This window comes from Bacillus sp. FCW2 (assembly GCF_021228595.1).
In the GTDB taxonomy this organism is placed as follows: Bacteria; Bacillota; Bacilli; order Bacillales; family Bacillaceae; genus Bacillus; species Bacillus velezensis.
In genome coordinates, this window is sequence record NZ_CP089436.1 from 3696482 (window position 1) to 3717849 (window position 21368).

General features: G+C 46.9%; 24 protein-coding genes and 1 pseudogene. 8 read left to right on the forward strand and 17 right to left on the reverse strand.

The window, feature by feature from the left end; genetic code table 11:
• Window positions 1–140: 140 nt before the first annotated feature.
• Entirely contained in the window at window positions 141–1025 is an 885-nt protein-coding gene (locus K3G25_RS18365) for a nucleotidyltransferase-like protein (RefSeq protein WP_014417244.1), read from the reverse strand.
• Window positions 1026–1227: 202 nt separating this feature from the next.
• Between K3G25_RS18365 and K3G25_RS18370 the strand changes: the two genes are divergently transcribed.
• Window positions 1228–1581, forward strand: a complete 354-nt coding sequence (locus tag K3G25_RS18370) for a YgzB family protein (protein ID WP_007408568.1) — start codon at window positions 1228–1230, stop codon at window positions 1579–1581.
• Between the two features lie 34 nt (window positions 1582–1615).
• Here the strand turns inward: K3G25_RS18370 and perR are convergent, their stop codons facing one another.
• Both perR and bcp read right to left on the reverse strand, forming a co-directional pair.
• Window positions 1616–2053 carry a peroxide-responsive transcriptional repressor PerR gene (gene perR / locus K3G25_RS18375; RefSeq protein ID WP_003155465.1) on the reverse strand — a complete coding sequence of 146 codons (438 nt, stop codon included), beginning with the start codon at window positions 2051–2053 and terminating at the stop codon, window positions 1616–1618.
• Between the two features lie 124 nt (window positions 2054–2177).
• Complete coding sequence (bcp, locus tag K3G25_RS18380) at window positions 2178–2651, reverse strand: thioredoxin-dependent thiol peroxidase (RefSeq protein WP_003155466.1); 474 nt, start codon at window positions 2649–2651, stop codon at window positions 2178–2180.
• A gap of 157 nt (window positions 2652–2808) precedes the next feature.
• On the opposite strand from bcp, the gene K3G25_RS18385 reads away from it, so the two are divergent.
• The gene (locus tag K3G25_RS18385; RefSeq protein WP_061890505.1) at window positions 2809–4098 is read left to right on the forward strand and encodes a glutamate-1-semialdehyde 2,1-aminomutase; all 1290 of its coding nucleotides are present in this window, start codon (window positions 2809–2811) and stop codon (window positions 4096–4098) included.
• Between the two features lie 209 nt (window positions 4099–4307).
• The gene (locus K3G25_RS18390; RefSeq protein ID WP_007610190.1) at window positions 4308–5372 is read left to right on the forward strand and encodes an aromatic acid exporter family protein; all 1065 of its coding nucleotides are present in this window, start codon (window positions 4308–4310) and stop codon (window positions 5370–5372) included.
• A 79-nt stretch (window positions 5373–5451) separates the two neighbouring features.
• On the opposite strand, the gene K3G25_RS18395 is transcribed toward K3G25_RS18390, so the two are convergent.
• The 5 genes and pseudogenes from K3G25_RS18395 to fabL all read right to left on the reverse strand — a co-directional run bounded on the left by K3G25_RS18395 (window position 5452) and on the right by fabL (window position 9358).
• Window positions 5452–7194 carry an ABC transporter ATP-binding protein gene (locus tag K3G25_RS18395; RefSeq protein ID WP_014417243.1) on the reverse strand — a complete coding sequence of 581 codons (1743 nt, stop codon included), beginning with the start codon at window positions 7192–7194 and terminating at the stop codon, window positions 5452–5454.
• Window positions 7195–7276: 82 nt separating this feature from the next.
• Window positions 7277–7807 (reverse strand): nucleoside tri-diphosphate phosphatase, encoded by a 531-nt coding sequence (locus K3G25_RS18400; protein ID WP_003155475.1) that lies wholly within the window; start codon window positions 7805–7807, stop codon window positions 7277–7279.
• Window positions 7808–7942: 135 nt separating this feature from the next.
• A complete protein-coding gene (locus K3G25_RS18405; protein ID WP_003155476.1) occupies window positions 7943–8209 on the reverse strand; it encodes a YgaB family protein in 267 nt (88 codons plus the stop codon).
• A 160-nt stretch (window positions 8210–8369) separates the two neighbouring features.
• A pseudogene (locus tag K3G25_RS18410) lies at window positions 8370–8522 on the reverse strand (gamma-type small acid-soluble spore protein); the annotation flags it as partial.
• Window positions 8523–8605: 83 nt separating this feature from the next.
• Window positions 8606–9358 carry an enoyl-[acyl-carrier-protein] reductase FabL gene (fabL, locus tag K3G25_RS18415; RefSeq protein ID WP_232489459.1) on the reverse strand — a complete coding sequence of 251 codons (753 nt, stop codon included), beginning with the start codon at window positions 9356–9358 and terminating at the stop codon, window positions 8606–8608.
• Between the two features lie 81 nt (window positions 9359–9439).
• Between fabL and K3G25_RS18420 the strand changes: the two genes are divergently transcribed.
• The gene (locus K3G25_RS18420; protein WP_013351495.1) at window positions 9440–9664 is read left to right on the forward strand and encodes a hypothetical protein; all 225 of its coding nucleotides are present in this window, start codon (window positions 9440–9442) and stop codon (window positions 9662–9664) included.
• A gap of 6 nt (window positions 9665–9670) precedes the next feature.
• On the opposite strand, the gene mutY is transcribed toward K3G25_RS18420, so the two are convergent.
• Window positions 9671–10768, reverse strand: a complete 1098-nt coding sequence (gene mutY / locus K3G25_RS18425; RefSeq protein ID WP_022552792.1) for an A/G-specific adenine glycosylase — start codon at window positions 10766–10768, stop codon at window positions 9671–9673.
• Window positions 10769–10993: 225 nt separating this feature from the next.
• On the opposite strand from mutY, the gene K3G25_RS18430 reads away from it, so the two are divergent.
• Complete coding sequence (locus K3G25_RS18430) at window positions 10994–11977, forward strand: metal-dependent hydrolase (RefSeq protein ID WP_022552791.1); 984 nt, start codon at window positions 10994–10996, stop codon at window positions 11975–11977.
• Here the strand turns inward: K3G25_RS18430 and K3G25_RS18435 are convergent.
• From K3G25_RS18435 to K3G25_RS18460, 6 genes are all read right to left on the reverse strand, one after another.
• A complete protein-coding gene (locus K3G25_RS18435; protein WP_128496519.1) occupies window positions 11974–14559 on the reverse strand; it encodes a YfhO family protein in 2586 nt (861 codons plus the stop codon). The two genes, K3G25_RS18430 and K3G25_RS18435, sit on opposite strands and share 4 nt — an antisense overlap.
• Before the next feature lie 36 nt (window positions 14560–14595).
• Window positions 14596–15576, reverse strand: a complete 981-nt coding sequence (locus K3G25_RS18440) for a glycosyltransferase family 2 protein (protein ID WP_003155484.1) — start codon at window positions 15574–15576, stop codon at window positions 14596–14598.
• 212 nt (window positions 15577–15788) lie between these two features.
• Window positions 15789–16649 (reverse strand): alpha/beta fold hydrolase, encoded by an 861-nt coding sequence (locus K3G25_RS18445; RefSeq protein ID WP_095061110.1) that lies wholly within the window; start codon window positions 16647–16649, stop codon window positions 15789–15791.
• Window positions 16642–16977 (reverse strand): SdpI family protein, encoded by a 336-nt coding sequence (locus K3G25_RS18450; RefSeq protein ID WP_017419152.1) that lies wholly within the window; start codon window positions 16975–16977, stop codon window positions 16642–16644. Before K3G25_RS18450 ends, K3G25_RS18445 begins: the two co-directional genes overlap by 8 nt.
• A gap of 85 nt (window positions 16978–17062) precedes the next feature.
• On the reverse strand, window positions 17063–17590 hold the full coding sequence (locus tag K3G25_RS18455) for an SH3 domain-containing protein (RefSeq protein WP_232489460.1): 528 nt from the start codon (window positions 17588–17590) through the stop codon (window positions 17063–17065).
• A 131-nt stretch (window positions 17591–17721) separates the two neighbouring features.
• Window positions 17722–17991: a YfhJ family protein gene (locus K3G25_RS18460; RefSeq protein ID WP_003155492.1), complete on the reverse strand. Its 270-nt coding sequence runs from the start codon at window positions 17989–17991 to the stop codon at window positions 17722–17724.
• Window positions 17992–18114: 123 nt separating this feature from the next.
• Here K3G25_RS18460 and K3G25_RS18465 point away from each other — a divergent pair, with 123 nt between their 5' ends.
• The 3 genes from K3G25_RS18465 to K3G25_RS18475 all read left to right on the forward strand — a co-directional run bounded on the left by K3G25_RS18465 (window position 18115) and on the right by K3G25_RS18475 (window position 19675).
• Entirely contained in the window at window positions 18115–18267 is a 153-nt protein-coding gene (locus K3G25_RS18465; protein ID WP_003155495.1) for a small, acid-soluble spore protein K, read from the forward strand.
• A gap of 144 nt (window positions 18268–18411) precedes the next feature.
• Window positions 18412–19323 (forward strand): trypsin-like serine peptidase, encoded by a 912-nt coding sequence (locus K3G25_RS18470; protein ID WP_029973980.1) that lies wholly within the window; start codon window positions 18412–18414, stop codon window positions 19321–19323.
• Complete coding sequence (locus K3G25_RS18475; protein ID WP_061861286.1) at window positions 19286–19675, forward strand: DUF2606 family protein; 390 nt, start codon at window positions 19286–19288, stop codon at window positions 19673–19675. The genes K3G25_RS18470 and K3G25_RS18475 overlap by 38 nt, the downstream gene beginning before the upstream one ends.
• Before the next feature lie 39 nt (window positions 19676–19714).
• Here K3G25_RS18475 and K3G25_RS18480 read toward each other — a convergent pair whose 3' ends face one another.
• Entirely contained in the window at window positions 19715–20908 is a 1194-nt protein-coding gene (locus K3G25_RS18480) for an MFS transporter (RefSeq protein WP_129091760.1), read from the reverse strand.
• 145 nt (window positions 20909–21053) lie between these two features.
• Window positions 21054–21368, reverse strand: coding sequence for a YfhH family protein (locus K3G25_RS18485; RefSeq protein ID WP_007408553.1), 315 nt, complete (start codon window positions 21366–21368; stop codon window positions 21054–21056).

Sequence of the window (21368 nt, forward strand, 5' to 3'; positions counted from 1 at the left end):
TCATCTCAACCTCATCTTGAGGCGACTTTTTCAGTATAACATTTCAGAAAGTTGCTGTCAAATGTTTTTTTGTTTTTATTTCTTCGCCGCTGTGAGCTTTTTGTTGAAGCGCATCAGCGACGTTTAATAATATACCATGCCTATGATTCAGCGTCAACACTTTTTTTGAAAGAATATCCTCGATGATATACTTCCTGCCCTTTGGTCTCTATTTGAGATACTTCAACAAAGCCTTTTTCCGTCAGGTAATCAAGCATGACACCAAGATCTTGGGTGAAGTGCAGCAGTTCAGGGTGCTGTAGCAATTCTCCAAACTGCCACATTTCTTTTTCTTTCATCACTTGAAAAAGGTGCGCAGAACCGATTTCAGCTTTTGAATGGATGAGAAAATCATTTGCTAAGAATAATAATTCGAGCCTTTTCTCCAAACTTTCGTGACTCTCGACAAGTTCGGAATATAACTTATATACCTGCGGCTCAATGTGACGGACCTGGTTCCAGACTGTCGTTTCGGGATAAAACCCCCGGTCAATCACTTCTATGCGGGCCAAGTGGTGAAGAGCATGCACTACCGCATAATATGCATCCAGAAAATGATCAGCTTCAAAAAACGCTTTTCCTTCTACAAATCTTCTGATCAGCTTGCCGTATTCCATTCCGATCTTTAATTTCCGCTCGGCGAAAGGAAAAGTGCTGAGCCGGTCATTGAGTTCAGATATATATTCATTGCGGTCAAACAGCACTTTGCCGTTGATGATCCAATCTATGACTCTTCTATTTGTCCCAAGCAGAATCCATTCCTGAAGCAGAGCATCCGTTACAATATGTAAAGAAGCGGTTTTTTGTTCGAATTCATAATGCTTTATAAAAAGAGGTTCATCAGCCTGTTTGACAATGACAAGCATGACCGCATCAAAGTTATCCGTGATGGATGATGCTTTACTCCTTCTCTCAATCATAAGGACGGCCAGCGTATCGGGATGACTTGCTCTTTCTTGGTAAATTGGACGGAGAAGATTGTCCATTACGATTCCTCCAATGCGATTGTTTCACTAGCTATTGTTTCTACATTTCTATGATAAAACATGAAAGTCCTTTTTTCTAAACACATTGCACTATTATAACAAATTTCCTTTCAGGTGCCATATTTATTCTTCCCTTTTCTTACGAAAACATGAAGAATATGCCATCTGTTTTGTGCTATAGTTAAACGAGAGGGGGATGGACATGGCGAAATACTCAAGCAAAATTAATAAGATCAGAACGTTTGCGTTAAGTTTGGTTTTCGTTGGGTTTATCATTATGTACATCGGGCTGTTCTTTAAGCAGTCTGTTTTGCTTGCCAGCTTGTTTATGATTCTCGGCCTGCTGTCGATCGGGCTCAGCACCGCCGTTTATTTTTGGATCGGCATGCTGTCCACAAAAGCGGTCCGGGTGATGTGCCCCGCTTGCGAGAAAGAAACGAAGATTCTGGGCAGAGTGGATATGTGCATGCATTGCAGAGAGCCGCTTACATTGGATAAAGGATTGGAAGGCAAAGCGTTCGATGAGTCTTATAACAGAAAAAACAGTGTAAAATAAACGAAGCTGACCGTATCAAAGCGGTCAGCTTCGTTTAGTGGTTTTCTTTTTTGGAACATTCTTGGCAGACGCCGTAAATCTCCAAACGGTGGTGGCTTACCTTAAACCCCGTGACGTGAGCCGCAAGCTGTTCCACTTCGTCAAGCCCGGGATAATGGAAGTCTACGATTTTCCCGCAGCTTTCACAAATGGCGTGATAATGGTCAGAGGTGACAAAGTCAAATCTGCTGGACGCATCTCCGTACGTCAGTTCCTTTACAAGCCCCGCTTCCCGGAATACACGCAAATTGTTATACACTGTCGCAACACTCATATTAGGGAATTTCCCTTCCAAGGCTTTATATATATCGTCCGCTGTCGGATGTGCCATAGAATCCACGAGATATTCCAGAATGGCATGACGTTGAGGAGTAATCCGGACTCCCGTATCCTTCAACGTGTCTAAGGCTTCTTTTAATTCATGTGCAGCCATCCGTCATGCACCTCTCTTCTAAAAAAGATTCTTACTTTATAATGTTTATAATTAGTGTACATCTTTTTCCGGTCTCCTGTCAAATGTAATCTGAAGAAAACCCCGTGAGTTCAGCATTTGTCCATTAATTAGACGCAATTTGTTCCAATTCGCGAAGCGCCTCGGCAACGTGATCTTTCACTTTTACCTTTCTCCACTCCTTCACAAGACGGCCTTCTTTGTCTAACAAAAAAGTAGATCGCTCGATACCCATATATTCTTTCCCAAAATTCTTCTTCAGCTTCCACACATCAAAAGCTTCCGCCAGTTTGTGCTCATCGTCAACGAGGAGCTGGAAAGGAAGATCGTGTTTTTGCTTAAATTTTTCATGTTTATCACGGCTGTCAGGGCTTACTCCGATGATAACCGCATCAAGTCCCGCGAAACTTTCGTGCTGATCACGGAAATCACATGCTTCCGTCGTGCATCCGGGTGTCATGTCTTTCGGATAAAAATAGAGAACGACGTACTTCCCTTTAAAATCCGTCAATGCTACTTCTTCCCCGCTGTCATTCACTAATTTCATATCCGGTGCTGTTTGTCCGATTTCAATCGTCATTTCTTATACCTCCGGGTTTTTTATTAAGCGTATCCAATTCACGTTAAGATTACAACCGTTATCCTCCCGCTCTTTTCTGGAAGCATGAACCGTTGTGCTTGCAATGAAGCATGCTACAATAGAACATGATGTAAGGAGATATTAGGAGGGTCATTTTTTGTATACAAAATCAGTTGAACTTCATAAGGAAGCGTTAGAGCATATCGTCGGAGGCGTGAACAGCCCGTCCAGATCCTATAAAGCGGTAGGCGGCGGTTCACCCGTTGCGATGGAAAAAGCGAACGGCGCTTATTTCTGGGATGTAGACGGGAATCAGTATATTGATTATTTAGCGGCTTACGGCCCGATTATTACCGGACATGCCCACCCGCATATTACTCAAGCAATTAAAACAGCGGCTGAAAACGGTGTGCTGTACGGGACGCCGACCAAACATGAGGTCACTTTCGCCAAAATGCTGAAGGAGGCCATTCCTTCACTTGATAAAGTACGATTCGTAAACTCAGGCACTGAAGCGGTAATGACAACGATCCGGGTTGCACGCGCTTATACAGGCCGGACAAAAATCATTAAATTCGCAGGCTGCTATCACGGCCATTCTGATCTCGTACTTGTCGCTGCGGGTTCCGGTCCGTCTACGCTCGGCACCCCTGATTCCGCCGGCGTGCCGAAAAGCATCGCCAATGAGGTGATTACCGTTCCTTTCAATGACATTGAAAGCTACAAAGCCGCGCTGGATAAATGGGGTTCGGAAATTGCAGCGGTTCTCGTCGAGCCGATCGTCGGCAACTTCGGCATCGTTGAACCTGAAGAAGGATTTTTAGAACAGGTAAATGAATTGACCCATAAAGCGGGCGCGCTCGTCATTTATGATGAAGTGATCACGGCGTTCCGTTTTATGTATGGAGGCGCGCAGGATCTTCTTCAAGTGAAGCCTGATTTAACGGCGCTCGGTAAAATTATCGGGGGCGGCTTGCCGATCGGCGCTTACGGAGGCAAAAAAGAGATCATGGAGCAGGTTGCTCCGCTCGGCCCGGCATATCAAGCCGGTACGATGGCCGGAAACCCGGCATCTATCCTATCAGGCATCGCCTGCCTGGAAGTCCTGAAGGAAGAAGGCGTTTATGAGCGGCTTGATGAGCTCGGCGCCAGACTTGAGCAAGGCATTCTCGCCCATGCGGAGACACATGGCATTACCATCACCGTCAACCGTTTAAAAGGCGCGCTCACGGTTTACTTCACTGATGAAAAGATCGTCAATTACGAGCAGGCGGAAAATACGGACGGAGAAGCATTCGCCAAGTTCTTCAAGCTGATGCTTGAGCGCGGCATCAATCTCGCTCCATCGAAGTATGAAGCTTGGTTTATCACAACCGCACATACTGAAGAGGATATCGACGCCACTTTACAAGCCGTTGAAGATGCGTTCAGACATATGAAAAAATAACTGCTGAAACAAGCGGGAGCCCGGGGCTTCCGCTTTTTCTTTTTGTCCGATTTGTGAGATAATGGTTTTTTCAAAAAAAGACCTTGAATAATTGGTATGATCCCTGTATATTACTTTATTGTTTAGCAAATCAGCCGACAGGGAAATGTAAGTGTCAGCCGTTCGTTCGGCACATAATTTATTAGAGAAAGGAATGCACGCACAAACCAATGAAACTTGGTGCCCGCATTTTTAAAACAGGGATTGCGATTACGCTCGCGCTCTACTTAGCATCATGGATCGGACTTCCGTCGCCGATCTTTGCCGGGATCGCAGCTATATTTGCCATACAGCCCTCTATTTACAGGTCTTTTCTTATCATTATTGATCAGGTTCAGGCAAATATCATCGGCGCTGTCATCGCTACGGCATTCGGACTGATTTTCGGACCGAGTCCGATTATGATCGGATTGACCGCAGTGATTGTCATCACGATCATGTTAAAACTGAAAATTGAACACACCATTTCGATTGCGCTCGTGACGGTTATCGCAATTTTAGAAACACCGGGAAACAGCTTCCTGACGTTCGCTCTGATACGAACAAGCACCGTTATTTTAGGCGTGCTGTCTTCTTTTATTGTGAACCTTGTGTTTCTTCCGCCGAAATACGAAACGAAGCTGACTCATCATACGGTTGAATATACCGATGAGATCATGAAATGGATCAGGCTGACGATGCGCCAGTCCACGGAACACTCGATATTGAAAGAGGATATTGAGAAGCTGAAGGAAAAGATGATGAAGCTTGATCATACGTACCTTCTTTATAAAGAGGAGAGAAGCTACTTTAAGAAAACGACGTATGTAAAGTCGCGCAAGCTTGTATTGTTCAGACAGGCGATTATTACGGCGAATCGGGCGCTTGATACGCTGAAAAAGCTGCACCGCTATGAAAACGAGATTTATCATATGCCGGAGGAATTTCAGGAGACGCTGACAGAAGAAATTGATTATCTGCTACATTGGCATGAAAGGATTCTGATGCGGACGGTCGGCAAGATCAAACCGCATGATGACGATGCTGAAGAAAGCATAAGATATAAACAGCTTTTGACGAAGTCTTTCTTGAAAAATCAGCAGAACTGCGAGGATGAACTGCTTGATTACAATATGCTCAGCATTATGGCTGCGGTTGCGGAATACCGCGAGCAGCTGGAGCATCTCGATACATTAATTACGAGTTTTCAGACATACCACCCGAAAGACAGCGAATTAGAAACAGACGAAGAGTAACCCGGTGCTTCCGTAAAACCGGGTTTTTTTGCATTCAAAAAAACTTATGCCGCCCATTCGGACGGCATACGTTTTTGTATCAGTTCAAATTCTGAATCGTAAATAAGTGTCTGTACTGGCCGCCTTGGGCCATTAATTCCTCGTGCGTGCCGGTTTCGACGACGGCGCCGTTTTCCATGACGACAATTTTATCCGCATGCGTAATCGTGGACAGCCTGTGGGCGACGATAAAAGTCGTCCGGTTTTTCGCAAGCTTTTCCATCGCTTCCTGAATGTAGTGTTCACTTTCAAGATCAAGAGCCGATGTCGCTTCATCCAAGATTAACAGCGGCGGATTTTTTAAGAATACACGCGCGATAGAAATCCGCTGTTTCTGCCCGCCTGACAATTTGACGCCCCGTTCGCCGACTTTGGTTTCGTAGCCTTCGGGGAAGTTCATAATAAATTCATGGGCATTTGCCGCTTTCGCTGCCGCAACCACCTCATCCAGAGACGCTCCCGGTTTACCGATGGCGATATTTTCACGAATTGTCTCACTGAACAGAAACGTATCCTGAAGCACCATTCCGACTTGATTGCGGAGGCTTCTCGCTTCATAATCGCGAATATCTGTGCCGTCAATCAGCAGGCTGCCGCCGGATACATCATAAAAACGCGGTATGAGGCTGACAAGCGTCGATTTTCCGCCGCCGCTCATCCCGACGAGCGCGACGGTTTCCCCTTTTGTCACCTTTAAGGAAACGTCCTGCAAAATCGTTTCTTTTCCTTCCTCATAACGGAACGAGACATTTCGGAATTCAACTTCGCCCTTAATGCCGTCAGCTTTTACTGCATTCGGTTTATCAGTCAGTTCATACGGCTCGTCGATAAATTCAAATATGCGGTCCATCGAAGCGATCGACTGGGTCAGCGTCGTCGATGAGTTGATCAATCTTCTGACCGGATTGTACATTCTGTCAATGTAGCCGACGAACGCAACCATCGTCCCTACCGTCAGGGGACCGTTTATGACAAAATAACCCGCAAACGCGATAACAAGCAGCGGCGCCAAATCCGTAATGGTATTCACGACTGCAAACGTTTTTGCGTTCCAATTCGTATGACGGATCGCTCTGTCCAGAAAATGTCCGTTTTTTTCATCAAAATTGGCTTGTTCATAATCTTCAATGGCAAAACTTCTGATGACGGGCATCCCCTGAACTCTTTCGTGCAAATGTCCCTGAACTTGGGCGAGTGCCTGAGAACGCTCACGTGTCAGTTTTCGGAGGCGGCCGTAAAAGTATTTCACTGAAATTCCGTATAACGGAAACAAAATGACAGATATCAATGTCAGCTTGACATCGAGTGTAAACATAATACAGATGACGATCAGCACCGTCATCATATCAAGCCAGATATTCATCAGTCCCGTTATGACAAAGTCTTTTGTCTGTTCGACATCATTTATCACCCGGGAAATGACTTCGCCCGTTCTCGTGTTGGCATAAAACCTCAGGCTCAATTTTTGAATATGATCAAACAATACCCCCCTGATATCGTAGAGCACCCGGCTGCCCGTCCATTGCGCGAAGTATTGCCGATAGTACTCTACCGGGGGGCGCAGAATTAAAAACAGCACGAACATGATACCCATTATCGTAAATAGCGATGATGTTTTAGCGCTTGCCGTTCCGCTCCCTTGAATAATGTCATCGACCACGTATTTTAACAGAAGCGGGAGAGCCAGCGGGATGGAGAATTTTATGATGCCGATTAACACTGTGATAAAAATTTGTTTTTTATAAGGTTTTACAAATTGCATATAGCGTCTGATTACGCCCACACTTTATCCCCCTCTCTCTTTAAGGCGTGTGAGCCCATGTGAAAAACCTGTTGACACCCCAACAGGTTTTTTATTGTATTCTTTATTTTGTATAGCGCAGATACCGTTCATACCACATATCAACAAATTCCGGAGCAAACGGTCCTTTCCGCTGATGAATCCAGTGCAGCAGCGTATTCAGATACTCCTTCAGAATGCTGTCGATCTCTTTAGGGTAATTCATTGATTTGCGGTGGTCATCGTATTCATCCTCGTCAAGAATGTTATACGTCATATCCGGAAACACCTTGACATCCAAATCGTAATCAATATATTTGATGGCCTCTCCGTCATAAGCGAACGGCGAGCTGATGTTGCAATAATAGTGTACCCCGTCATCTCTCAGCATTCCGATGACGTTAAACCACTGACGGGCATGAAAGTAGCAGATCGCCGGCTCTCTCGTCACCCACGTCCGTCCGTCGGATTCCGTCACCATTGTCCGGTCGTTGGCTCCGATGATACACAATTCCGTACTTTTTAAAATCGTCGTTTCATTCCAAATTCGATGAAGCAGCCCGTTATGCTTATAGCTGTGAATTTGAATGGTTTCTCCTTCCTTGGGATATCCCATATTTCTCCCCTACTTTCTGTAAAGCCCTGCAGTCAATGCAGCCGCAATTGCTTTCCGACAAGTCTTTTCACTATTATAACGTTACGAATTAAAAAATGAAAATAAAAGAACCACTCCGCTTCCGGAATGGCACATTCATTTCTGCACATAGGAAGACGGCTTTTCCGTGCTGCGATAAGACTGGATGACTTGCTCTGTCTGCCTTTGGAATAACTCCTGTATGCCGGCCAGGTCTTTTCGCTTTGTCGCAATTTCGTCCTGTACATTGTCCAGCTTTGCATCTCTTTCCAGACTGATGAGTTCCGCTTCCACCTGCCGGCAGCGGTCAAGTTCTGACTGCAGCTCGAGAAGCTGATCCATGATTTTCATCTGTTCACTTACAAGCTTTTCAAACTCTGACATCGGGTTCCTCCTTAGGCTTTTAGGTTGATACTCCTTACCATTTCGATTTTCCGCCGGAAAACCCTTTGACTCATTCTGTAGAGGAATCACAAGTTTTGTCGTTTCGGCAACAGAAAAAAGCACTTCCATCCGAAGATGAAGTGCTTTTTCGTTTCAGTGATTAGCTGTTTTGCTGTTTGTTTTGTTCAGCAGATTGGTTTTGCTTTCTAACCTGCTGCGCATCAGTTTCACTGCCGAATTCAGTGCCGAATTGACCCTGACCGGAAGCTGATTGCTGGTTTTGTCTTTTCACCTGCTGAACGTCTGTTTTGCTGAATTTTGAGTTTGCCATTGTTATCACCTCCACGCACTATAGAATGCGCAGGAGACGATAAGGCTATTCATCTTTTTTAAAACTTATACGAGCAGAGAGCGTCCGCCGTCAATTATGATGGTCTGACCGCGGATCATGTCCGCTTTTGAAGAAACTAAAAACTCCACCGTATCGATCATATCTTTAATTTCGACCATTCTGCCGGCCGGCGTATTTTGGCGGGCATCTTCCAGCAGTTCATCTCTGTTAGGGAAATGCTTCAGCGCGTCCGTATCAATCGCTCCGCCTGACACCGCGTTTACGATGATATTTTTCGGAGACAGCTCAACCGCCAGATAACGGGTTAACGATTCTAAAGCGGCTTTTGAGACACCGACCGTCGTATAGTTTTCAAGATAGCGGATGCTGCCGAGCGAGCTGATGCTGACGATGTGGCCGCCTCCGTTTTTCTCCATCATCTTTGCCGCTTCCTGGGCGCAGAAAAGCAATGCTTTCGCATTGATATTCATCGTCCAGTCCCAGTGTGTTTCTTCGAGTTCCATAACCGGTCTCAGCACGCCTGAAGCCGCATTATTGACGAACACGTCCAGTCTGCCGAATGTTTCGTCAATCTGGCGGAACATGTCTTTGATTTTTGCCGGCTGGCCGACATTGGCTTTAATGACGAGCGTTTTAACGCCGAGTTTTTCAATTTCTTCGGCGGTTTCTAATGCCGCTTTTTTACTGCGGGCGTAATTGATGACGATGTTGTATCCTTTTTCCGCGAGTCTGATGGCGGTTGCTTTCCCGACGCCGCGGCTGCTTCCCGTGACCAGTGCGCATTTATTTTGTTCCATTTTTCCTCAGCTCCTTGCTGTGTATAGTTCTTTTCATTCAACAAACAATAAAAGCAATATGTGTTGAAAGGGGTCTTTTATATGTATGTCGGACGTGATATGGGCGAATTGGCCATGATGCCCAAAAAAGATTGGAAAGATTCAGAGCTCGCCTATTTCCATCATGCCTTCCAGCAAATTATGCCGTATTTAAACGAAGAAGGCCAGTCCAAATACCGGGAACTGATTCAGGAAATCGAAGCCCGCGGCGGACTGAAACGGAATGAAGCGGATTACGGCCACGGCACTCGCGTCAGCTATGACTGACGCTTTTTACAGGCGGCCGCTTTCTTCCGCCATTTTCCATATCTTTTGATGGGAAACGGGAAATGCGTATTCCTCGAGCTCCTCTTTTGTGACCCGTATGAATTCCGTTGTATCCGACACTTGTTTTACTTTACCGAAAAAGACCGAAATATTCCAGACGAGATGGGTGAAAACATGCTCTACGATGCCTTCCAGCTCCCCGATTTCAGCGGTTGTTCCCATCTCTTTTTCTAAATAGGTTTCAAGCTGCTCTCTCTCGGTTTTGATTCCTTTCTGGGTTTCGGTATTCGGAAACTCCCACAAGTTGGCGAGCAAGCCTTTTGGCGGCCGTTTATGAATATAGACATCGCCTTGATCGTCTGTCAGCACAACGGCTGCCATTGTTTTTATTCCGGGCTTTTTCTTTTTGCTTTTAACGGGCAGCTCCCGCTCTGTCCCTTCCGCAAATGCCGAACAGTGCTTTTGTACGGGGCAAAGCAGGCAGGACGGCGATTTCGGGGTGCAGATGATCGCGCCGAGCTCCATTAAACCCTGATTGAATTCAGATGGTTTTTCATGAGAAATGAAAGCGGATACCGCCTGTTCGAAAATAGTTCTCGTTTTAGGTTTTGCGATATCGTCCCATATGGAAAGAATTCTCGACATGACACGCATCACATTGCCGTCTACGGCGGGAATCGGTTTGTTGTATGCGATGCTGAGCACGGCGCCTTTTGTATAAGGGCCGACGCCTTTCAGTCCGCCAAATTCCTTTTCCTCGGCAGGGACGACTCCCCCGTACCGCTCATGCACTTCTTTTACGGCACTTTGCAGATTTCTTACACGGGAGTAATAACCTAGCCCTTCCCAGGCTTTGAGCACTTTTTCCTCATCGGCTTCCGCGAGCGCCGAAACGGTCGGAAATTGCTCAACAAACCGCCGGAAATAAGGAATGACGGTTTCTACGCGCGTCTGCTGCAGCATCACCTCTGATACCCACACCCGATACGGGTCCTGATTTTCTCTCCACGGCAGAATTCTCTGTTCTCTTTCGAACCATGTAATTAAGTCCTCGCGAAATTTGTCTATATCTTTTTGTTTCATTTTTTCTTCAAGTGCGTTCATATCTTCTCCTCAGATGTTTCGGGTTCCGCTTTTCTTGACACCGTATTTTGGTGTAAACTTAGGGCACGTTACGATAATATGTTACATTAAATAGTGATAAAGAAAAAGCGGAAACATATGAGAACGGCGGATAAACGCCATGATTGGGCAAACAGAAAATGGGGAATATCTTATAATGCGAAATATGCGGGCGACTGATTTTTAACGCCTGCTAGGAGGTCAACAATGGATACTGGCACTCACGTTGTCATGGGTATCGCGCTTGGCGGAATCGCAACTCTTGATCCTGCCGTCGGCATGCACACCCCCATGTCTCAGGCAGTTATGATCGCCGCTCTTGCCGGCTCTCAGGCACCTGATATTGATACCATATTGAAGCTGAAAAATAATGCCGTTTATATTCGAAATCATAGAGGGTTCACGCACTCCATTCCCGCCGTTTTATTTTGGTCCGTTCTGATTCCGGGTATTTTGTTTATGTTTTATCCGGAAGCGAACTTTTTGCACCTGTGGCTGTGGACGCTTCTCGCTGTCGTTTTGCATGTGTTTGTTGACATTTTTAACGCGTACGGCACGCAGGCCATCCGCCCGTTTTCGAGAAAATGGATCGCTCTCGGTTTAATCAATACCTTTGATCCGTTTATTTTCGTCAGCCATTTGGCCGCGATTGCCGTGTGGTATCTCGGAGGTCATCCGGGCGTGACATTTCTGATGCTTTATATCATCCTCGCAGGATATTACGCCGTCCGGTTTTTGATGCAGCTGCGGATAAAGCGAAGGCTGCGCGAGATGATTGAAGAGGAGATTGAAACCATCATTATTTCGCCGACGATGAAATTCAGGCAGTGGCGTATCGCCGTGACAACGGCGCATGCCTTTTATGTCGGCAGAAGCCTTGACGGCCATGTCGTGATATTGGATACATTCAACCGCGTGCCCGTTCCGGAAACCGATGTGATGAAGGCCGCGAAACAGGACGAAAATATTGCGGCCTTTCTTTCCTTTTCCCCTGTTTACAGGTGGGAGGTCGATACCTTTAAAGATCATTATGAGGTGCGCTTTATTGATTTGCGCTACCGGAGCAAAGGCCACTATCCTTTTGTCGCCATCGTCCACCTCAGTCATGATTTAGAGCTTCTCTCTTCTTACACGGGCTGGATTTTCAGCGAGGAAAAACTGCAGAAAAAATTAAAGCTCGGCTCTGTTTAAGAGCCGGGCTTTTTTTGTCTTCTCACATATATAGCGGCAAACACGAGGCTGATCACCGATAGAGCGGCCGCGGGTTTAAAAAACGGCGGGTAATACGTTAATTGAATATCGTTTTTTCCTTTTTGCGCTTTAAATCCGATAAAGGAATAATCCGCTTTTTCAATCTGCTCTTTTCTGCCGTTTATCTTCAGCTCCCAGCCTTTTTCATATGGAATCGGAAGCATGATATACGGCGCGCGGGTTTTGTTATCATACGAGATATGAAGCGTATTTCCGCGCCAGCTGAGATCGGCCGGCGGTTCTTTTTCCGCTTTTCGGTATGCGCTTTTCAGCGTATCGTACCGTTCTTCATAAAGCGCCAGTCTGTCAAGCTGATACGATCCTTTCGGCAGACGGATTTGGATGTTTTTTGTTTTCGGCACTCTCACAGTAAGATCGTTGACACCTGTTTTGTAAATGGATTGATTCGATTTTCTCGTTGTCGTGTAATCGTTCACTTTTAATGTAAAGCCCTGGTCCTTCGCTTTATTCTTCAAATAAAAGCTGACGTAATAATCGCCGCCGTCCATCTTAGCGGCTTGCGGCTTAATGATCAGGCCGCCGCCGTCTTCGTTTACCGTCAGGATGCCGTTATGATAATCGCCATGTTCGGCCGCTACCTCTGCATGGCGGATCATATTTTTCGCCTCAGGCGCTTTTTTCGTGTTGGTTGTGCTTGATTCCATGACGATCCCGTCAAGCATTGCCCGTTCCCTGGCAAGGGCGGGCGCTTTTTTCAGACCGCCCTCGTTATATACGCGATCGGCTGTCCGTACGAACGGAAGCATATATTGATTTTGATAAACCGCATAATGGGATGATTCCATGATTTTTTTGAACCCGTACGGCACGCCGGCCTCGTTTGTTTTTTCCGTCATATAATATTTTCCGTAAAGCAGGCTGTATAAATTAGCCCTGTTTCCTAATGTCGCATAGCGGCTGACGCTTTCTCTGCCCATGTCAATCCGGAGGTCGTTCCAGTAAAAGGACAGCAGATTGCGGTTCAGTATGCTTGAGTATACGCTGAATCCGTTGAATCCGTATATGATCGGGGTGTTATTGAAAACACCGTTCATCCAATCTAAACGGGCAAACGGATCAGGGTCTTTTGCTTTCAGACGCTGAATGAGCTCTGATTGCTCTTTGCCTTTATAGTCAGCACCCGTCATAAATGTATGCGATACCGTATAAATCTTCCCGCCTTCTGATAAAGCATATTTTTCATATGTATTAGCCGTAAGCACCGCCGTAAGCAAAATGACGGCATAGACGGCGGGCACCGCGCCTTTCAGTCTTGTCTTTGCTGCGAAGAAAGCGGCTATGGTCAGCACCAGAAGAAGAATGACGGGCAGATTGGCGTGATCAGAAATATCCAGACTGTACCGCCTCACCTGGCTCCAATAGAGCAGAACGACGAGTACGGCGGACATCAGCATACTCTTCATGCTGATGCCTGAAAGCCTAGAAAGCCCGGCTGAAACCGTTCCGGCAATCGTGAAGCACAGGACGTATTCAAACCTGTTCTGCGGAGCTGAAAAACCGTTAAAGGCACTTGCCGCAAACGGACTGAAGTGAAACACAATATACAGCAGACTGATTCCCGCAAACAGCCGGAACAAGCGGTTTTTGTATAAAGAAAATGTAAATAGAAAGAGCAAAAAAGCCGCCGGCAGGATGATAATCCGGCTTGAAAATAAAATGTTGTCGGAAAAATCAAGCCATGCAATATGCTCTGAATACGGCGGCCGCAGATTATGAAGGTATCCGTATACGACAGGAATAAAGGAAACTGCGCTTATGCCGAACCCGAGAAGACCCGACAGAATAAATATCCTGCATTGAGTGAGTCTTTTCGCCTCATTGCCTTCAAGGGGGATCACCCACCTGAATAAGATATAAATGCCGATGAAAATCAAATTAATATACGCAAAATAAAAGTTGTTGATCAATGTCAGCGCACAGGCGAAGATAAACCACGCCGGCTTTTTTTCCCTGATGATTTTTTCCGCGCCGAGCACGAGCAGCGGCAGCCACACCATACTGTCAGTGAAAAAGTCCCAATATACCTCATGCCGGAAGTAGATAATCGAGACCCCGTACAACACGGCGCCGGCAAAAGCAGGCACCGTCCGTTTGACGAAATAACGGAACACACACGCCGCCGTGAATATGATAAAACTCTGCTTGGCGATGCTGATAAAAACGGAGGCCTGCGCCCAGAACAGCGCATCAGCCTCGCCCGTCAGCTGAATAAGCTGCAAAAAGCGGACAGCGGCGGAGATAAACAGGAATAGAAAAGAAGTAGAGAAATAATAGCCGAGCTGACTGTACACTCCCCCGCCCAGTCCGAACGAATAGCTGTAAAACAGCCTGCCGTTCATATATTGATCAAACAGCAGCTTTTTGAAGACCGCCATTTGGGCGATCCCGTCTCCAGACCCCGTCATATAGCGGCCTGCCGACCACTCTTTTAAGAAAAAAATATGAGCGGCTGCCGCAGCCAGCACACAGGCTGCCGGCAAGATCCATTTATTTTTTTTCATACAACGTCCCCAGACCCTGCGCACAGCGGCGGCTGTTTAATGGTTCCACTTGCGCTTTTTTGTATAATTCGTTTCATTTTGTTCTCCATACGTTATATTCGCTTCTTTAATTAAGTAGTGCGGGCGTTTTTTTGTTTCATAGTAAATCCGGCCGATGTATTCTCCGATGATGCCGAGACTCAAAAGCTGGATGCCCCCTAAAAACAGCACGGCGGAAATAATGGTGAAGTATCCGGGTACGGACACGCCGTGTGTCAGAATATGAACAAAGGTCGTTACAATATAAACCATCGACAGAAGCAATATCAGAATACCGGTGAAAAAGCACACCCTCAGGGGCTTGTTGTTGAAGGAGACGACACCGTCCATTCCGTAGTTGAACAGATTGCTGAATGACCATTTGGACGTGCCGTTCTTCCTTTCGACATTTTCATAAAATACGATTTTCTGGTCAAACCCGATCCAGCAGAACAGCCCTTTCGAGAAACGGTTCCCTTCACTCAGCTTCAAAAGGGCATCAACGGCCTGCCGGCTCAGCAGGCGGAAATCTCCGACCCCGTCACGCAGGTCCACTTCGACGGCTTTGTTGATAAATTTATAATACAGGGAAGAAAGCACGGAACGCACGGGGCTGTCCCCTTTTCGGTTGCGCTGCGCGATGACTTGGTCATACCCTTCTTCATAGCCTTGAATGAAGTCTTTCAGCAGATGGGTCGGATGCTGCAGATCGGCGTCCATCACGATTACCGCTTCGCCCTGCACGTGTTCAAATCCTGCCAAAATGGCCGCTTCTTTCCCGAAGTTTCGGGAAAAAGATATGTATTTGACGCGATGGTTTCTGGCGGCCAGTTCTTTAATCTGCTGAAGGGTGTCATCCGCGCTTCCGTCATTGATGTAGAAAATTTCATAGTCATAATGAATCGTCTGAAACTCTTTTTTTAAAGATTCATGGATGAGCTTGACGTTGTTCCCTTCATTGTAAGACGGAATAATAATTGAGATTAACCTTTGTTTCATGAAGGCACCTTCTTTGTATTATTCTTTTTTTTAGGACGGCCTTAAAGGAATTGTCCGCAAAACTTCAGTAAGGCTTTTCCTTTTTTTAATGACGTTTAAACCCTTTTTTTGTTACAGGGAAAGAAATTTTTTTCTGCATATGGTTTATATTTTGTCATGTTTTTCGGCAGATATGAGAAAAAAAAAGAAAAAGTCTGTACGCGGGACAGACTTTATTGCTGAAGGTATTCGTGAATCAAATGGCTGACGATGCGCGGTTTTTCGTGAATGACCCAATGTGAGGCATCGTCTATAAAGATTAAGTCGCCGTTTGGAATCATCCGTTTTGTTTCCTTGGCAAGCTTTTTGCTCAGCGCGCGGTCATTGACGCCCCATATTAATCGGTACGGAACGGGCATTTTAAGCGGAACGGCAGGGCCTAAACCGCCGGCTCTGATCGCCCGGTACCAGTTCAGCATCGCCGTGAGCGCTCCTTTTCTGCCCCATGCTTCTTTGTAGCTGCCGATATCTTCCCGTGAAAAAAGCGCCGGGCGTTCGGATAAGCCGATCGCGTGATCCAATACGCGGTAATTGTCTTCAGACAATCTCCGTTCCGGCTTTTCCGGAAGCTGAAAGAACGCGATATAAGAGCTTTTCTTCCACTGCGGCGGGTAGAACGGTGTGACCTTCCGCATAACCGCCGGATGCGGGATATTGACCGTGATCAATTTTTCTACGTATTGCGGCCGCGTGGATGCCAAATGCCAGGCCACGGCTCCTCCCCAATCGTGTCCGATGACGACGGCCTTGTCATCTGTAAAATGAGTGATCAGCCCGATAATGTCGTCTCTGAGCGTATCAATGGTATAGTTTTCAATGCCCTCCGGTTTGTCACTGAGATTATAGCCGCGCTGATCAGGCACGACAACATGGTATCCGGCATCCGCCAGCGGTTTGATCTGACTCTTCCAGCCGTACCAGAATTCCGGAAATCCGTGCAGCAGCACCGCCAAAGGACCGTCTTTCGGACCGGCTGAAGCCGTGTGCAGCGTCACTCCGTTTGTTTCGATCATGTGAAACGTAATGTCATTCATCGATTCTCCTCCCCGTTTGTTTCAATCTTCTTTCTGTTAAGACGATGATCAGTACGCTGATCGCAATCAACAATACGGCCTGAACGATCAGGGCGAACGGCTGAGTCAGCCGGATAAGCAGGCTGCCCGCAAATCCAGCTGCCGCCGAAATAAGGCCGAACAAAATCATGAGGAGCGCACTGAATCGATTTCCTTCTCTCCACTGCGACTCATCCGCCATAGAGCGCTTCGTCCGATATCCGTACAGGCTGTTGATCGACTTCGGCGGAAAAAATGTGACTAAAATGCCGGCCGCAGCCATCAGAAGGCCGCCGATCACCATTATCATATCCCTCACTCTCCTTTTCATCTTTTACGAAAGGAAAGGCGGAAAGTTTCAGAAAAAAAGCAGGCTCATTCGCCTGCCTGAATCTTTATTTTTGAGTTAAGTCGGCCGTTTTCACATAACCTGCTTTCCCGCCGTATGTGACGTACGCCCATTTACGGTCACACCCTCCGTCATGGCTGAACCCCCAGCCGAGCACATTGACGGTTTCACCCGCTTTAACGGACGCTTTTTTGCCGGTTTCCAAAGTCGGCGTATAAAAAGCGGTTTGTTTCGCCGTCACCGCCTTCACCGGCTGCTTCATCAGAAAATGCGTGGAAATATAGGCTTTGTGACCTTTGTAGTCAATCTCAGCCCAATCTGCTCCTTGAAGCCGTTTAACCTTTACGGAATCCTCTGAACGAAGCGTGCCGATAATCGACCCTTGTTTATTTGGTTCTTTGCGGACGTTAAGTTCTCCTGCTTTCACGATATATGTATCTGCTGCGGTGTCTATTTTTGTCTGGTGAACTGCTGCGGCATTCGCTGCCGGATCGAAAAAAACGGTGCCTGCGGCTAAAAATAAGCAAAGTCCTGCGGCCGGAATAAATGCGGTTAACCCCTTTTTCATGTTCATTGTGGTTCCTCCCCGCTATTTTATAAGTTATTACACATTTCCACATTCCGCGGGTCGTCAAACATGATTTTCCCATTTCTTTTATAAAAAGAAAAAACCGCCGGAATATATCCGGCGGGCGCACTGCTATGTTAATGCAGGAGGCCCCTGCTTTGATCCAAATAATGAGAAACGTCTTCCCGAACGCTCTGGAACATATGGAGCTTGCTGCCGTATGATTCGATCCATTCCTTGACGACGCGTTCCGTCATTTGCTCTCCTTGATACGGGCGGCCGGCTTTTGCGTAAGTCGCTTCGAAATCTCCCCATAAAAGCTCAACCCAAGTTCGCGCTTGCAAATAGCTGAGCATGTCATTTTTCTCAAGCAGCAAATTCGTCAGTTTGTCGATATATGTATTCATGTCTCTGTCTCCTTTCCTTGGGAAAACCTGCTGCTTTTACGCAGCTTGTCACAGGCATATACTAACTTTACGTCTTCAGTCCAGAAGGCGCAACCTTTTGATATTGGCCGAGGGGGAAAACAAATGGTCCGGAACAAGGCAAAAGGATTTCCTAATCAGAACAATAATAAGTTTGAAGGCGAACCGCGTGCAAAGGATGACTACGCTTCTAAACGGGCGGACGGTTCAATTAATTCGCACCCGCAAGAGCGCATGAGAGCTTCAGGCAGACGATAACACACACCGTAAGAGACCGGGAATGATCCGGTCTCTTTTTTGCGGAGAAAAACATTCTTTTGAGGTCATAACGCTAAATAAATTCCATAATATGTTAAATGTTCAACCGAAAGCCGGTAGACAAAAAAGGAGGGGTTTTATAAAATGAAGACAGTTTCAAAACGATTGCTGAGCCTTACCGCATTCTTACTGTCAGTTTCATTATTTGCTGTTTCAGCAGAAGCAGAGGGCAGTCCGCAGACATCTGTATCAAACAGCGGTGAGGAGTTTGACGCACATCTGAATCAGCCTGTACAAACAACACAGACATCCCCCGCTTATGAAGGAACGGGCCTCACCAAAAGACAGCTTGCACAAAACAGCAAAGCTGACATCAAGTCATTAAAGCCTTCCAGTATTATTGGGACAGACGAACGAATCAGAATTTCTCCTACAACATCATTTCCATATCGCGCGACAGCACAGCTGACCGTTACATACAGCGGCAGCACAAGCACTTACGGATGCACCGGTTTTTTTGTCAATGCCGACACGATCGTTACGGCGGGACATTGCGTGTATGATCAGAAAAACGGCTGGGCATCGAAAATTACGGCAGCTCCCGGCCGCAACGGGTCATCGTACCCGTACGGCTCTTATTCAGGCAAGACATTCTACAGCGTCAAAGGGTGGACAGAAAACGGTGACACAAACTACGACTACGGCGCAATCAAAGTAAACGGGTCGCCCGGGAATACTGTCGGCTGGTACGGCTACCGGACGACCAACAGTTCCAGTCCGGCCGGGCTTTCCTCAACCGTGACAGGGTATCCGTGCGACAAAGTGTCCGGTTCCATGTGGTCGGACAGCAAGCCGATACGTTCTGCCGAGACATATAAACTCACCTACACGACAGATACGTTCGGCTGCCAGAGCGGATCGCCCGTTTACCGCAATTACAGCGACACCGGCCAGACCGCCATTGCCATTCATACAAACGGCGGGTCGTCTTATAATCTGGGAACAAGGGTGACAAACAGTGTATTCGACAACATTCAATATTGGTCAAATCAATAAAGCTTTTGTTTTCTTGCTCGCCGCGGCCGTTTTATGCGGATGCGGCAAAGCGGATGATTCCGCCGACAAAAAAGCACTGCCCGTTACGCTCCATGTTGAGGATGCAGACGGTTCACCGGCGGCCGGTGTGACGGTCACCGTGATGAAAGCGGCGGAGTCAGATCATCAGCCGAATATAGACCGCGGAGAGATAATAGGCAAGACTGATCACCACGGCGATATTGCATGGAAAAGCGGCGCGAAAGGAACCTATGCCGTCGTTTTTGAAAAAGACGGGGTACCGGAAACCCGGAATATTTCCTTAGCTGAGAGTGATAAACATACGGTGATCAGCATTACATTGAAACACTGAAAAAAGCTTGCAGGCGGAATATCCCCTGCAAGCTTTTTGTTATCCTTTATGCACTTGGTATTCATAGACATCTTTCTTCTCAGACAGATGAGCGAACGTGGAAAGCACAAGGCCGAGAGCCGTCATCAGCGCACCGCCGGCAAACAGCCATGAGTAAGATCCCGTTCCCCCGAGAATCAACCCGCCGATCCAGGCGCCGAGCGCGTTTGCCAGGTTAAAGGCGGAAACGCTCACCGCAGCGGCGATTGTCGTGCCGTTTTCAGAGGAAGAAATAACCTTGGTCTGCAAAAGCGGCGGCGTGCCGAACGCACATGCGCCGAATAAAAATGTCGCTGAAACGGCGGCGGCTGGAAAAACGGCGATATAAGGGAAAATCGCCAAGACGCCGATCAAGCCGATCATCACACCGATCATCGTGCGCGTCAGCAGTTTGAGCGGCACTTTGCCCGCGAAGAAATTCCCCGCCACTCCGCCGAGACCGTAGGCGAATAATGCGCCTGTAATGCCGACTGTGCCGAACCCCGCTGAATCTCTTAAAATCGGCTCAATAAACGTGTAAGCGATAAATACGCCTGAGTAGCCGAGAATGGTGATCGCAAAGGAAAAAATCACTTGTTTATGCTTAAAGACACTCCATTCATTCATCAGCACCGGAATCACTTTCGGTTTCCGGTTCGGTACGACCAGCATCAGTCCGATCAGCCCGATCATGCCTAAAACGGAAATAATGAAAAAGACGGCCCGCCAGTTAAGGGCATCCCCTAAATAAGAGCCGAACGGGACGCCGAGCATCAGCGCCACGGTTAATCCGCCGTTCATGGAAGCCGCGGCGGCGGAACGTTTTTCAGGCGGCACCATTTCACTCGCAAACACCATGGCGATCGCAAAAAAAGCTCCGTGGATGGATGCGGATAAAATTCTGGAAATCGCCAGCACGGCGAAGTTCGGCGCAAAGACGCTCATCAGGTTGGCAAGGACGAAGATGCCCATCAACCCTAGCAGAACCGGCTTTCTCGGCAGCTTAACCGCGATAATGGTTACGATCGGGCCCGTCAGGCAGACGCTTGCCGCGTACGCCGTAACAAGCATGCCCGCTGAAGATACATGTATATGAAAGTCATCGGCAATCGACGTCAGAATACCCATGACAGCATATTCCGTATACCCGATGGAAAATGTGCAAATCATTAAAACAAAAATCATTAATTTCACAGATGGCTGTTTCATTTTGATATTCAACGCAAATCGCCTCCTTTTTATTTAAAAAAACAACGAATTCCATCTTAAAAGATATCAAAAATGAATTCAATCATTTTTTACTGAAAGGTTGAAACGAATGTGCCCGAAAAGAAAAAGAGGCCGGAACCGGCCTCTTTTGTTATTTTTTTTCTTTTAAAACGGAAATCGGCAGCGCTTCTTCCCCGTCAGACGGGGAAGATCTGTGTCCCCAGGCGAATACGCCGTTGATGTAATCAATGCGGAAAGTGTCATCAGAACCTTCTATCTGATACACCCCGCCGGGCCGAAAGTCTTCCGGGTTCAGCATGTAGGCTTTGGCCATCGTAATTTTCCGTTCAAGCACGGCCAGTTCATTTACAATACCCATCTGTTCCGCTTTTCGCGCTTTTTCCGTCAGTCCCGCAATTTCTGTCTGTAGTTCATGAGGCGTCATTTGACTGTATCGTTTGTCCAT

What these genes read in the sequence shown, in the direction of transcription:
- K3G25_RS18365 (WP_014417244.1), bottom strand. Translation starts at nt 1,025, where the DNA reads ATGGACAATCTTCTCCGTCCAATTTACCAAGAAAGAGCAAGTCATCCC.
- K3G25_RS18370 (WP_007408568.1), top strand. Translation starts at nt 1,228, where the DNA reads ATGGCGAAATACTCAAGCAAAATTAATAAGATCAGAACGTTTGCGTTA.
- perR (WP_003155465.1), bottom strand. Translation starts at nt 2,053, where the DNA reads ATGGCTGCACATGAATTAAAAGAAGCCTTAGACACGTTGAAGGATACG.
- bcp (WP_003155466.1), bottom strand. Translation starts at nt 2,651, where the DNA reads ATGACGATTGAAATCGGACAAACAGCACCGGATATGAAATTAGTGAAT.
- K3G25_RS18390 (WP_007610190.1), top strand. Translation starts at nt 4,308, where the DNA reads ATGAAACTTGGTGCCCGCATTTTTAAAACAGGGATTGCGATTACGCTC.
- K3G25_RS18400 (WP_003155475.1), bottom strand. Translation starts at nt 7,807, where the DNA reads ATGGGATATCCCAAGGAAGGAGAAACCATTCAAATTCACAGCTATAAG.
- K3G25_RS18405 (WP_003155476.1), bottom strand. Translation starts at nt 8,209, where the DNA reads ATGTCAGAGTTTGAAAAGCTTGTAAGTGAACAGATGAAAATCATGGAT.
- fabL (WP_232489459.1), bottom strand. Translation starts at nt 9,358, where the DNA reads ATGGAACAAAATAAATGCGCACTGGTCACGGGAAGCAGCCGCGGCGTC.
- K3G25_RS18420 (WP_013351495.1), top strand. Translation starts at nt 9,440, where the DNA reads ATGTATGTCGGACGTGATATGGGCGAATTGGCCATGATGCCCAAAAAA.
- mutY (WP_022552792.1), bottom strand. Translation starts at nt 10,768, where the DNA reads ATGAACGCACTTGAAGAAAAAATGAAACAAAAAGATATAGACAAATTT.
- K3G25_RS18430 (WP_022552791.1), top strand. Translation starts at nt 10,994, where the DNA reads ATGGATACTGGCACTCACGTTGTCATGGGTATCGCGCTTGGCGGAATC.
- K3G25_RS18435 (WP_128496519.1), bottom strand. Translation starts at nt 14,559, where the DNA reads ATGAAAAAAAATAAATGGATCTTGCCGGCAGCCTGTGTGCTGGCTGCG.
- K3G25_RS18440 (WP_003155484.1), bottom strand. Translation starts at nt 15,576, where the DNA reads ATGAAACAAAGGTTAATCTCAATTATTATTCCGTCTTACAATGAAGGG.
- K3G25_RS18445 (WP_095061110.1), bottom strand. Translation starts at nt 16,649, where the DNA reads ATGAATGACATTACGTTTCACATGATCGAAACAAACGGAGTGACGCTG.
- K3G25_RS18450 (WP_017419152.1), bottom strand. Translation starts at nt 16,977, where the DNA reads ATGATAATGGTGATCGGCGGCCTTCTGATGGCTGCGGCCGGCATTTTA.
- K3G25_RS18455 (WP_232489460.1), bottom strand. Translation starts at nt 17,590, where the DNA reads ATGAACATGAAAAAGGGGTTAACCGCATTTATTCCGGCCGCAGGACTT.
- K3G25_RS18460 (WP_003155492.1), bottom strand. Translation starts at nt 17,991, where the DNA reads ATGAATACATATATCGACAAACTGACGAATTTGCTGCTTGAGAAAAAT.
- K3G25_RS18465 (WP_003155495.1), top strand. Translation starts at nt 18,115, where the DNA reads ATGGTCCGGAACAAGGCAAAAGGATTTCCTAATCAGAACAATAATAAG.
- K3G25_RS18470 (WP_029973980.1), top strand. Translation starts at nt 18,412, where the DNA reads ATGAAGACAGTTTCAAAACGATTGCTGAGCCTTACCGCATTCTTACTG.
- K3G25_RS18485 (WP_007408553.1), bottom strand. Translation starts at nt 21,368, where the DNA reads ATGGACAAACGATACAGTCAAATGACGCCTCATGAACTACAGACAGAA.